The sequence below is a fragment of the Streptomyces sp. NBC_01485 genome (assembly GCF_036227125.1).
GTDB lineage: Bacteria > Actinomycetota > Actinomycetes > Streptomycetales > Streptomycetaceae > Streptomyces.
This window is the reverse complement of sequence record NZ_CP109435.1, coordinates 8,805,540-8,817,619: the sequence shown is the minus strand read 5'-3', so window position 1 is coordinate 8,817,619 and position 12,080 is coordinate 8,805,540. Positions and strand designations below refer to the sequence as shown.

General features: G+C 71.8%; 8 protein-coding genes. 3 read left to right on the top strand and 5 right to left on the bottom strand.

Annotated elements, in window-relative coordinates:
• Window positions 1-104: 104 nt before the first annotated feature.
• On the bottom strand, window positions 105-809 hold the full coding sequence (locus tag OG352_RS38535) for an FAD-binding protein (protein WP_329224149.1): 705 nt from the start codon (window positions 807-809) through the stop codon (window positions 105-107).
• Here OG352_RS38535 and OG352_RS38530 point away from each other — a divergent pair.
• From OG352_RS38530 to OG352_RS38520, 3 genes are all read left to right on the top strand, one after another.
• A complete protein-coding gene (locus tag OG352_RS38530; RefSeq protein WP_329223354.1) occupies window positions 726-1,148 on the top strand; it encodes a helix-turn-helix domain-containing protein in 423 nt (140 codons plus the stop codon). The two genes, OG352_RS38535 and OG352_RS38530, sit on opposite strands and share 84 nt — an antisense overlap.
• A 141-nt stretch (window positions 1,149-1,289) precedes the next feature.
• A complete protein-coding gene (locus tag OG352_RS38525; protein ID WP_443072458.1) occupies window positions 1,290-3,575 on the top strand; it encodes an immunoglobulin-like domain-containing protein in 2,286 nt (761 codons plus the stop codon).
• 95 nt (window positions 3,576-3,670) lie between these two features.
• A complete protein-coding gene (locus OG352_RS38520; protein WP_329223352.1) occupies window positions 3,671-5,233 on the top strand; it encodes a hypothetical protein in 1,563 nt (520 codons plus the stop codon).
• Here the strand turns inward: OG352_RS38520 and OG352_RS38515 are convergent.
• From OG352_RS38515 to OG352_RS38500, 4 genes are all read right to left on the bottom strand, one after another.
• Window positions 5,226-8,087, bottom strand: coding sequence for a hypothetical protein (locus OG352_RS38515; RefSeq protein WP_329223350.1), 2,862 nt, complete (start codon window positions 8,085-8,087; stop codon window positions 5,226-5,228). The two genes, OG352_RS38520 and OG352_RS38515, sit on opposite strands and share 8 nt — an antisense overlap.
• Window positions 8,084-9,208, bottom strand: coding sequence for an ATP-binding protein (locus OG352_RS38510; protein WP_329223348.1), 1,125 nt, complete (start codon window positions 9,206-9,208; stop codon window positions 8,084-8,086). Before OG352_RS38510 ends, OG352_RS38515 begins: the two co-directional genes overlap by 4 nt.
• 85 nt (window positions 9,209-9,293) lie before the next feature.
• Window positions 9,294-10,676: a VWA domain-containing protein gene (locus tag OG352_RS38505; RefSeq protein WP_329223346.1), complete on the bottom strand. Its 1,383-nt coding sequence runs from the start codon at window positions 10,674-10,676 to the stop codon at window positions 9,294-9,296.
• 8 nt (window positions 10,677-10,684) lie between these two features.
• Entirely contained in the window at window positions 10,685-12,046 is a 1,362-nt protein-coding gene (locus OG352_RS38500; protein ID WP_329224148.1) for a hypothetical protein, read from the bottom strand.
• Window positions 12,047-12,080 lie beyond the last annotated feature (34 nt).

Genomic DNA, 12,080 nt, shown 5'->3' with positions numbered 1-12,080 from the left:
GCCGGTGACGGGACCCATGGTGTCGGTGAGCGGCCCGGTTGGCCATGTGAGCCAGGCCACTCACCGCATGTCTCGCTCGATTGGACCGTGTGGCGGAAGGGTTCTCAGGTCGCGGTGGCCGCCGCTGCCGCCCGGCCGGCCTGGCGTCCGGAGAACAGGCAGCCGCCGAGGAAGGTGCCCTCCAGGGAGCGGTAGCCGTGGATCCCGCCGCCGCCGAACCCGGCGACCTCCCCGGCCGCGTACAGACCGGGCACGGGGTTCCCGGCCGCGTCCAGGACCCGGCCGGAGAGGTCGGTCTGGAGGCCGCCGAGGGTCTTGCGGGTGAGGACGTTGACGCGTACGGCGATCAGCGGCCCGGCGCTCGAGTCGAGGATCCGGTGGATGGCGGCCGTCCGGCTGAGCGAGTCACCCGTGTAGCTCAGGGCGTTGCGGATGCCCATGACCTGCGCGTCCTTGCTGTACGGGTTGTCGATCTCCCGGTCGCGGGCCTCGATCTGCCGCTTGAGGTCGGCGAGCTGGATGAGGTTGTCCCCGGTCAGCTTGTTCATGCCGGCGACGAGGCCGGTGAGCGTGGTGGCGACGACGAAGTCCTCGCCCTTGTTCTTGAACTTCTCGATCGGGCGCTGCGCTCGGCGCACGTGGTCACGGCGCTGGCCGACGGACACCTGGCCGGCGTGTGCCCGCGACCGCCGGGCGCCGACGAACTCGCCCCGGACGCCCTCGTCGTGATCGCCCCGGCCGCCGCCCTGCCCGAACTGCCCGCGCTGTACCGGCTGTGCGTGCGCGCGGTCGCCCTCGGCCGGGAGCAGGGGCTGCGCGGCCTGTACGACGTCACGGACTTCGCGGCCCGGCTCGCCCTGTCCGAACAGCCGTTGCTGGGTTCGCTGTTGAGCGGCCGACTGCTCGGCGAGCTCGATCCGTCGAACGACTTCCACCGCCAACTCGCGCTCACCGCACTGGCGTTCCTCGACAACGGTCGCCGCCTGGACCAGACGGCCGCCGCCCTCTTCACCCACCCGAACACCGTCCGCTACCGGCTGGGCCGACTCCGCCAGATCACCTCCACGTCCCTCACCGACGGCGATTCCGGCCCGCTGGACGGGCTGCACTGGTGGTGGGCGCTGACCTCGTGGCTGACGAGGGGCTGAGCTGGGGCTGAACAGAGTCCTTCATCTCTCGGGACATCACGTTCGACCTGCCGGACATCGTTCGAGACGCCTTGACGCGACCATGCCCAGCGTTTGACACTCTCGCAACATCACGTCACACGGCTGAAACGGCGATCCCCTATGACGCACAGAAAACGCTTCCGCGTCCGAGTGAGACGAGGAGCGGGGCAACTGGCCGCGCTGACCGCCGGGTCACTGCTCATGGGGCTCACCGGTGCCACAACTCCCGTACAGGCGGCCGAGGTCGCCGACGTGTCGGACGGTCTGGCCCTCTGGTACAAGCTCGACGCCCCGTCCGGCGGCACGGTGTCCGACGCGTCCGGCCACGGCCGCGACGGCGCGGTCGTCGGCACCGCCGGGTGGTCGTCCACCGGCCAGGGCGTCGCCTTCAACGGCTCCGACACCTACATCAAGGTGCCGGACGACGTCATGCGGGGCATGGACGCGATCAGCGTCGCCATGGACGTGCGGATCGACGCCGGACAGTCGACGCCGTACTTCCTCTACGGCTTCGGCAACTCCAGCGGCAGCAACGGCGACGGCTACCTGTTCGCCACGGGCAACTCCCTGCGCACCTCGATCGCCACCGGCAACTGGTCGACGGAGCAGACCACCAGGCCCGCCGACGCGCACAACCTCGCCCGCGCGGTGTGGAAACACCTCACCTACACGCAGTCCGGCACCACCGGTGTGCTGTACGAGGACGGCGTCGAGGTCGCCCGCAACACGTCGGTCACCATCACGCCCGGCGCCATCGGTTCCGGCGTCACCACCGCCAACCACATCGGCAAGTCGGTCTATTCGGGCGACAAGCTCTTCAAGGGCGACCTGCGCGACTTCCGCGTGTACGACCGCGCGCTGGCCGCCTCCGACGTGGAGCGGCTCGCCCTTCCCGTGGCCACGCAGGGCGTCGCCGACGACAAGGCGGCACTGGACCTCGGTGACACCGACGCCGTCACCGCCGACCTGGAGCTGCCGAGGACCGGCACGGACGGCGGCTCCACGATCACCTGGGCCAGCGACGACACCGGCGTGGTGTCGGACGGCGGCGCGGTGACCCGTCCCGCCGCGGGCGAACCGGACGGCCACGCCACGCTCACGGCGACCCTGAAGAAGGGCACGGTCACCGCCACCAGGTCCTTCGACGTCACGGTCCTCGCCGCCTTCGACGACGCGACCGCGACCCGGCGAGCAGCCGAGGCCCTCCAGATACACAACGTCGACGACGTACGCGGCAACCTCACCCTCCCGGCGACCGGTTCGTACGGCACAGCCGTCACCTGGACCTCCGCACGAGACGACGTCCTCGCCGCCGACGGCGTGGTCCACCGCCCCGCGCACGGCACCGGCGCCACCACGGTCGCCCTCACCGCGACCGTCACCAAGGGCGCGGCGAGGGCGACCCGCGTGTTCACCGCGAAGATCCCCGAACTCCCCGCGAAGGAAGCCCTCAAGGGCTACCTCTTCAGCTACTTCACCGGCGAGGGCACCTCGGACGGCGAGCAGCTCTACGCCGCGCTGAGCAAGGGCAACGACCCGTTGAAGTGGCGGGAGTTGAACGACGGCAAGCCCGTCCTGACGTCCACGCTCGGCGAGCGGGGCCTGCGCGACCCGTTCATCATCCGCTCCCCCGAGGGCGACAAGTTCTACCAGATCGCCACCGACCTCAGGATCTACGGCAACGGCGACTGGGACGCCGCCCAGCGCCGCGGCAGCAAGTCCGTCATGGTGTGGGAGTCCACCGACCTCGTCCACTGGACGGACCAGCGCCTGGTGCGGGTCTCCCCCGACAGCGCGGGCAACACCTGGGCGCCGGAGGCCTATTACGACAGCGACCTCGGTGAGTACGTGGTCTTCTGGGCGTCCAAGCTGTACGCCGACGAGGCGCACTCCGGCGACACCCACAACCGGATGATGTACGCCACCACCCGCGACTTCTACACGTTCAGCGAGCCCAAGGTGTGGATCGACCGCGGCTACTCGGTCATCGACTCCACGGTGATCCAGCACGACGGCACGTACTTCCGCCTCTCCAAGGACGAGCGCGACAACAGCTCCTCGACGCCCAACAGCAAGTTCGTCTTCGAGGAGCGGAGCGACTCGCTGCTCGACCTCTCCTGGGACCCGGTCGCCGAGGGCATCGGCAAGGGCGCGATGAACGCGGCCGAGGGGCCGCTGGTGTTCAAGTCCAACACCGAGGACAAGTGGTACGCGTTCCTGGACGAGTTCGGCGGCCGCGGCTACCTCCCGTTCGAGACGACGGACCTCGCCTCCGGCACCTGGACCCCGTCCACCGACTACGACCTGCCGTCCAGACCCCGCCACGGCACGGTCCTGCCGGTCACCCAGGCGGAATACGACCGGCTGCTGCGCGCCTACCAGCCGGACCAGCCCGCCGGGGGCTAGACACGACGGGTTAAGGTCATGGGTCCCCCAGCTGCCGCCGGGGGCCTGTTCGCCGTAGAGGAACGACACAGCGGAACGTCGTGGTGGGAGACCGCATGCCGACAGCCGAGCAGATCTGGCAGGACGCCGATCTGCCCACCCGCCGCCTCGCCGGACTGGCGCTCAATCCGTCCGCTCCCCTGGACGTCCTGCTGCGGTTGCTCGCGGACGGGCCGCTCGCGGCGCGGATGGTGCTGTGCCGGGACCGGGTGCTGCCCGAGGTGGTCGTCGACGCCGTGATCGGGCATCCCGACCCCGCCACCCGGGCCTACCTCGCCAGGAACCGCCTCGTCGAACCGGCCGTACGCGCACGGCTGGTGGACGACCTCGACTGGCGGGTCCGCGCCACCCTCGCCCACGGGTTCCAGTTCGCCGACGACAAGGTCTCACCGCTGCCCGACGAGACCGTCGTCCACATGATGAACACGTACGACAACGAAAGCCTGGGCGGGGCCTTCTTCCAGCAGTTCTCCCTCGGGCTGCGCCACTCCCTGGCGACGCATCCGGACGCGAAGGTCCGCCTCTGGGGAGTCGGCACGTGGGGGTGGTTGCCCGCGGAGACCCGGGCCGCGCTGCTCGCGGACCCCGACGACGAGGTCCGGGAACGGGCGGAGAACCAACTGCGCCACGAGGATCCGGCGTGGGTGGAGAGCGTTCTGCCCGCCCACTCCTGCCACGGCCGAACGGGCGCCCTGCTTCACGACGCTCTCAGCCGAGCCGTCGTGGACGGCGTCCTCACCGCTCCGGCCGGTCCCGGGGACCGGTCGATGATCGCGGCCAACCCCAGTCTCCCCGCTGATGTCGTGGTCCTCCTCGCCGCCGATCCGGACCCGGAGGTCCGGTGGGAGATCTCGCGCCGCGCGGACCTCGGCCCCGTCGAACGCCGCGCGCTGGTCTCGGATCCCGACCCCGACGTACGCCGCGTGGTCGCCCGCCACCCGGACCTCGACGACGCCGAGCGCCGCCTCCTCGCGGCCGATCCCGATCCGAAGGTGCGGCTGTCCGTGTCCGTCCACCCCGCGTGGACCGAGGAGGAACGGGCCGCGATCGACTACGAAGTCCCCCTGGACGAGCCCTACTACTACCGCGAGTGGCTGGTCCCGCGGGACCCCGAGGCCGTCCGCCGGGACGCGCTCTCCGGACACCCGATGCTGCGCCGGGAGGCGGCGCGGGAGCACACCCTGCCGCCGGACCTCGTGACCCGGCTGACGGCCGACGACGACCTCGGCGTCCGCGTGCTGCTGGCCCAGAACCATCCGGACGCCCCGGCGGCCCTCCTGCTGCGCGGCTTCCTGGAGTACACCGGCCCCGAGCGCGCACGCCTCGTCACCCGGCCGAACTTCCCCACCGACGGGCTGGCCGTCCACGCCGACGACGAGGATCCCGCCGTCCGGGTCCTGGCCGCCCGCGACCCCGGGACCGCGTCGGTGACCGTGGAACGGCTCACCCGGGACCCCGAGCCGACCGTCCGGGCCGCCTTCGCCCGCCACCCGAACCTTCCGCCCGCCCGGCTGGCACAGCTCCTCGACGACGAGGAGCTGGTCCAACACGCCGCCGCCAACCCGGCGTTGGAGGTGGCCGCCATCCGTGCCCTGGTGGCGGCTCTGCCGGTCAGTTGACGGACAGCAGCAGTGCCTCCAGCGTCGTCGCGGTCTGCGGATGCCGGGCGAGGAGGGCCGCTCCGGATGATCCGGACGACGTGACGTCGTGTGTCTGCCACGTCCCGTCGTAGCCCAGCAGGTCCGCCAGCGCGTCGCAGGTCGCGGGGTGGGCGGCCAGGAGTGGGAGGCCGCTTCCGGTGCCCGCCGCCGACTCCGGGTGCGCACGGGGCGGTTCCTGCGGGAGCCGCCACGGCGGAACCCAGGTGTCCAGCTCCGTGAGCCGGGCGGGGAAGACGCGGCCGGCCTCGCGGATCAGCAGCGGGGCCAGCTCGGTGCCGCTCGCGCGCAGGGTGGTGATGAGGGTCGGCAGCCAGGGCAGCAGCACCGGGTCCGGGAGCCGGGCGAACGCGTTCGACACGGCCTCGACGACGAAGTCGGCCAGGCCCGGCACCGGTTCCAGGGCGTGCACGAACCCGCTGAGGTAGCGGGGATAGGCGGGCACCACCAACGGGTTGCCGAGCAGTTCGTCGCAGCGTGCCCGCAGCGCCGTCCGCGCCAGGGTGCCCAGGTGGGTCTGCGCCGCCCACAGCAGTGCGGTGCGGGAGGGCTCGGTGGGGTGGGACTGGGCGAGGGCCAGTTCGAGCTGGGCGCGGTCGCAGCCGAGGGACAGGGCGAGGCTCTCCATGCCGAACAGGAAGCCCAGCATCGCGGCGACCTGGCGGACGGTCGCGTCGTCGTCGGTGAACGCCGTCGGCAGCAGGGTGCAGTAGTGCGCGTAGCCGGTCTTGACGAACGACTCGATCCAGGGCGGGAGCACCGGTTCGGCGGTGCGGTAGTAGGCCAGCAGGCGGCGGACACGGCGCAGCACCTCCGGCGCGCCGTCGACGCTGCGTTCGCTCGCCAGGACCTCCAGGGCCCGGGTGCCGAGTTCGTCGGCGAGACGGCGGCTGCGCAGCAGGAGCGTGGCGTCCTCGACGGCCTCCAGGACCTGGGCGGCCGTGGCCTGGGGGGCGTACGCGGCACGCCGCAGCCGCTGTTCGAGGACCTGCTCGATGCTGACGCCCTCGTAGCCGAGTTCGATGAGGGCCCGCTGATGGGTGCCCAGGGCGAGGTCCCAGGACTCCTGGATGGGGCGCTCGCCGAGGCGCCGTTCGCCCATGATGGGCCGGGCAGCGCCGGTGGGCAGCAGGCGGCGCAGCATCCACAGCAGGTCGGAGCAGCGCTCCAGCTCCGGCCGGGAGGCGATGTCGAGCAGGGCGCGCTGCACGCCGCTCTGCTGGAGCCGCAGGTTCAGCGGGGCGAGCCGGTCGTGCACGTCACGGGCCAGCGGCGGCAGCGCGTCGTAGCCGACCCGGCCGACGCGGTCACCGCCCATCATGATCTCGACCAGCCGGCCCACGTCCCGCCGGCCCGGTACGGCGTCCTTCTCGATGCAGGTGACGGCCGCGTCCTGGAAGTCGTACGGCGTCGGCTTGGCGCGGTCGCGCATGCCGGCCAGCAGGATCGACGTCTCGAAGACGGCGATGGCGTCGGCGGTGGACGCGAGGTAGCCGCTGCGCCGCGCGGCCCGCACGATGTCCACCGACCAGCCGAGCAGTTCGGCCTCGTCCAGGGCGTCGAGGGCGGGCGGGCGCTGCAGGAAGCCCGTGAGCCGGTCGGCGGGCGGGGCGGTGGAGGCGGGGATCGCGGAAGCGTGGGCCGTGGGAGCGGAGTTCGCCGGGAGGGCCTTGTTCGGCTCCTTCTCCGGCCCCTTGTTCGGCTCCTTCTTCGCCTTCGTCGTCTTCTTCGTGCCGGCCTGGCCTTCCAGGCGGTACGGCCGGACGCCGGTGCGCTTGACGTTCTTCGCCCACTCCGTCGCGGCGATGGACACCGAGCCCGCGGCGAGGCCGAACTGCGCCTCGATCGCCGCGTGGCTGGACGGGATGAGGCCGTGCCGCCACTTGGTGGGGCTCGGCGGGCTGATGGTGAAGGTGTCGCTGCCGTGCACGCCGAACTCCGCGACGCGGCTGGCCGCGTGGAAGGCGCCGCAGACGTAGAGGCAGTCGGCGGGGTCGGTGCCGGTGGCGGCCAGGTGCGCGCGCATCCTCGTCCACATGTACCGCTCGCGGTCCTCGTCGACCCGTGCCTTCCCGGGGTCGCCGGGGGCGAGGCGGCGGAAGAGGCTGCCGATGAGCAGCATGACCTGGCGGTAGGTGTCGTGGTCGCTGTCGCCGAGGGGCAGTTCGACGTACTGGTGCCACCACTCCGACCAGTGCCGCACCCGCCCGTGGCGCAGGAGGTGCTCCTCCAGTTCGGCGAAGCGCGGGCGCAGGTCGCCGATCTCCACGCCGACGGCGTCGCCGTGCAGGGCGCTGTCCTCTTCCGCTTGCGGTGCGTCGGGGCCGGATTCGTCGGCGGGCCGGGCGTCCCACTGGAAGACGTGGTCCGAGGAGCGGTCGACGAGGACCAGTTCGACGCCCGGGGTGTCGAGCGCGTAGGCGACGGCCTGGTATTCGGCGGAGGCCTCGGTGACCGGGGCGACCACCGAGAGCGGCGCCCAGTCGGCGGGGAAGCCCTCGATCTCGGACGCGAACGCCTGGACCGCCACCGGGAGGCGGCAGTTGCGCAGCTCGGTGAGGAGGGGGGCCATGTCCTCGCACAGCTCCAGGTAGACCACCTTGGGCTGCTTCTCGCGCAGCCGGCGGGCCATGGCGATCGCCGAGGCCGGCGAGTGGTGGCAGACCGGGAAGATCTCCAGCGGCTCGCGCACCGCGCGTTCGACGTCGTCGACGATGCCGCGCAGGATGCCCTCCAGGGCTCCGGGTCCGTCGGCGAACGCCGTTGCCGCCTCGTGCAGTTGGCCGCGCAGTGCCTCGAAGGTGCCGCCGCTCATGACAGGTTCGCGATCGCGTCGCGGCCGCCCTGGAGGAACTCCGGCCAGGATCCGCCTTCTTCCTTGCTGCGCGGCTCGACGACGCCGTGCAGGTACTTGTTGAGGATGGCGAGGTCCTCGGGCTCGCGCCGGGCCAGGGAGCCGACGAGGGAGGAGGCGAGGGCGTGGGCGGTCAGGGCGCGCTCGCCGAAGAAGGTGCCGTGCAGGATGGCGTCCTCGAGGACGCCGATCTGTTCGGCGGTGGACAGGGCGGACTCCAGTTTCTCGTCGTCGCTGCCGGCGGCTGCCGAGGAGGCGCGCAGGTCGGCGAAGCTCTGCAGCAGCACGTCCAGCAGGGTGGGCGGGACGTCCAGCTCGATCTGGTGGCGGCGCAGCAGTTCCTCGGTGCGGAAGCGGACGATCTCCGCCTCGCTCTTCTTGTTCGTCACCACCGGGATGCGGACGAAGTTGAAACGGCGCTTGAGCGCCGAGGAGAGGTCGTTGACGCCCCGGTCGCGGCTGTTGGCGGTGGCGATGACGGAGAAGCCGGGCTTGGCGAACACGATGTTGTCGCTGTCCTGGTCGCTGCCCAGCTCCGGGACCGAGATGTACTTCTCGGACAGGATCGAGATCAGCGCGTCCTGGACGTCGCTGGTGGAGCGGGTGAGTTCCTCGAAGCGGCCGATCGCGCCGGACTCCATCGCGGTCATGATCGGCGAGGGGATCATCGACTCGCGCGACTGGCCCTTGGCGATGACCATCGAGACGTTCCACGAGTACTTGATGTGGTCCTCGGTGGTGCCCGCCGTGCCCTGCACGACCAGCGTGGAGTTGCGGGAGATCGCGGCCGACAGCAGCTCGGCGAGCCAGCTCTTGCCGGTGCCGGGGTCGCCGATGAGCAGCAGGCCTCGGTCGGAGGCGAGGGTGACGATGGAGCGCTCGACGAAGCTGCGGTCGCCGAACCACTTCGGGGCGATCTCCCGGTCGAGTCCGTCGGCGCGCTCGGAACCGAGGATGAACAGGCGGACCATCTTCGGGGACAGCCGCCAGGAGAAGGGCTTGGGGTTGTCGTCGACGGACTCCAGCCAGTCGAGTTCCTCGGCGTACTTGAACTCGGCGGGGGCGCGCAGGAGGTCGGACATGGCGGGGCCTTTCTCGTAAAGGTGCTGGTAAGGAGGGTCTCAGGGGCTCGTGACGGGGGTGCCTCGGGTGGGCGAGCGAGAGGTCTCAGGTGAGGAACGTCTTGAGTTCGTGGACGAGCTTGTTGATGTGACCGGAGATCACCGGTGTGCCGAGGGTCTTGAACCGCTCCCGGAACCAGGGGTTGACCTCCTGCCGCCCGGAGCTGGTCACCGAGCCGACCGGGATGAACTTCACGCCGGAGCGGTGGACTTCCTCGATGCCCTCGAACAACGGCTGCGATCGGCCGAACTCGTAGAAGTCCGAGATCCACACCATCGCGGTGTTCTTGGGCTCGGCGATCTTCGGCCGGGCCATGGCCATGGCGACCGGACCGTCGTTGCCCCCGCCCAGCTTGGTGCGCAGCAGCACCTCGAACGGCTCGTTCACCCAGGGGGTGAGGTCGATCGCGCGGGTGTCGTACGCGATCAGGTGGACGTCCACCTTCGGCAGGCCGGCGAAGATCGAGGCCAGGATGGTGCAGTTGACCATGGAGTCGACCATCGAGCCCGACTGGTCCACGACCACGATCAGCCGCTGCGGTGTCGTCCTGCGGGCGGTGTGGCGGTAGTAGAGGCGGTCGACGTAGAGGCGTTCCTCTTCGGGGCTGTAGTTGGTGAGGTTCTTCCAGATGGTCCGGTCGAGGTCGAGGTTGCGGTACACGCGCTTGGGCGGGATCGAGCGGTCGATCGCGCCGACCGTGGCCTTCTCCACCTGGGTGCGCAGCACTTCGGCGACCTCGTCGACGAAACGGCGGATCAGGGCCTTGGCGTTGGCCAGGGCGACACCGGAGAGGTTGTTCTTGTCGCGCAGCAGCTGTTCGATGAGCGACATGCTCGGGGTGAGCCGTGCGGCGAGCTCGGGGTCGGCGAGCACTTCGCGCAGGTGCATGCGCCGGACGAGGTCCGCCTCGATGGCGCCGAGTTCCGGGCCGATGGCGGGGCCGGGTCCGCCGGCGTCGGCGGTCGGGCCCCGACCGCCGCGCAGCTCACCCGGCCGGCAGCCGAGCGCGCGCTCCAGCCAGCCGGCGTCGCTCTGCCAGCGGGCCAACTGCCCGGCGCCGACGGCTCCGGAGCCGGTGGCGAAGACGTTCAGCAGCACCTTGGACACGAGCGCCGCGCGTCGCACCTCCGCCGCACGATCCCGCGCGTCGCCGTCATCGTCATCGTCATCGTCAGCCGGACTGTCGGTGTCGGTCTTGGTCTCGGGGACCATCAACCCCTCTAATTCCGCCGCCAGTTCGGGGTGGCGTTGCACGATGGAGTCGACGGCGGTCTGCGGGTCCAGCAGGGCGGGCGGCAGGCCGATGTCCTCGACGACGGCGAGGCTCGCCGATTCCAGGCCGGGCTGCTCCTCGGGGTCGAAGAGGCGGGCCAGCAGCCGCCAGTAGAGGACCTGTCGGCGGTTGTCGTCGGGGACTGCCTCAAGCATGTGGTCGCTCATTTCCGCAGCAGCCTCCCCGCCCGCTCGCGCAGGACGGTCACGGCGTCGGTGGCCGCCTTCTCGGCCCGGACGCCGGCCTTGTCTGTGGTGCCGCCGGCCCACGCGCCCGCGTGGAGGACGACCGTCTTCCTGCGCACGGTGGTCTCGACGGCGAGCGGCTGGAGCCGGAACCCGCCGCCGTCCCAGCGGAGGAGGCCGATGCACGCGCTGGAGGCGGCGACCGCCTCGGGGGTGAGCGGGCTCGCGGTCGGGATGCGGTCGGTGTCGACGAGGAGGGGCCGTCCGGCGACGTCGAAGGTGAGGGTGTCGCCGTCCTGGCTCCTCGCGTAGCCCTCCAGGAACACCGGCTCGGCGATGCGCGCGGGGTGGCGGTCCAGGGGCGCGGTGGGCAGGGCGGTGGCGGTCGGCAGCAGGACCCGTGCGGTGGTCAGGGCGTCGGCGGGGTCGCCCTTGCGGGCTCGCGTGTCGTCCCAGATCAGGTCGCCCTCGTCGGTGAGGGGCATGGCGTCGAGCTCCATGGCCAGGCCTTCGCCGAGGGCGGCGAGCAGCGACAGGTGCGGCCGCAGTAGCTGCCAGACGCCGGCCTCGACGACGGTGTCCGGCTTCGGCACCGAGACGCCGGCCCGGACCAGGCGGGGCGCGGTGCCGTCGGCGGGTTCGAACACCGCGTGGACCTGGGCCTGTGCGGCGGTGGCGTGTTCGTGGAGGTCGACGCCGAGCGGCAGCAGACGGCCGGTGGCGGTGCCGACGATGGGCGACTCGGCGGCGCCGGGCCGGGTCAGCAGCAGGGCGCGGGACCACAGGTCGCCCCAGCGACGGGCCGGGATCCGCTCCAGGGCCGCGCCGGGGCAGGAGGCGGCGAGTTCGGCGGCGAAACCGTCCAGCAGGGTGGCCAGGCGGCGCAGTTCGGGGTGCGGCAGCATCGCGGAGACGATCGGTGCGGCTCCGCCGGCCAGGTCGTGGTCGATGCCCTGCCAGCCGGCGCGTGCGAGGTCCGACAGCCAGGTGCGGGCGGCTGCCAGCAGGTTCACCGCCGGTCGTGCGGCCGGAGTCGCCGGTGCGTGCTCCTCCCGCGTGCGGCCCGTCACCTCGTCGATGCCTGCCGTGAGCGCGTCGTGGACGGCGCCGAGGAGGGCGGTGCGGGCGGCGGCGAGGGCGACGAAGTAGTCCTCGCTCGCGGCTCCGGCCGCGGCCTTCTCTGCGGCCTCGGCGACCCGCGCGGCCAGCGGGCTGCCGGCGACGGCGCGGGCGAGCTCGGTGAGGTCGCCCACCCGGTCGGGCCGGGACCGCAGCAGGCCTGCGACCAGGGTCCGGTCGAAGGCGTCGACCGCCGCCAGTGCCTCGTCCAGCCCCTCCACGGGCGCGGTGAACCGGCCGGTGTCCTCCTGGGCC

Excerpts from the sequence above, each read along its gene's own strand:
- OG352_RS38525 (WP_443072458.1), top strand. The coding sequence starts at position 1,290 with ATGACGCACAGAAAACGCTTCCGCGTCCGAGTGAGACGAGGAGCGGGG.
- OG352_RS38520 (WP_329223352.1), top strand. The coding sequence starts at position 3,671 with ATGCCGACAGCCGAGCAGATCTGGCAGGACGCCGATCTGCCCACCCGC.
- OG352_RS38515 (WP_329223350.1), bottom strand. The coding sequence starts at position 8,087 with ATGAGCGGCGGCACCTTCGAGGCACTGCGCGGCCAACTGCACGAGGCG.
- OG352_RS38510 (WP_329223348.1), bottom strand. The coding sequence starts at position 9,208 with ATGTCCGACCTCCTGCGCGCCCCCGCCGAGTTCAAGTACGCCGAGGAA.
- OG352_RS38505 (WP_329223346.1), bottom strand. The coding sequence starts at position 10,676 with ATGCTTGAGGCAGTCCCCGACGACAACCGCCGACAGGTCCTCTACTGG.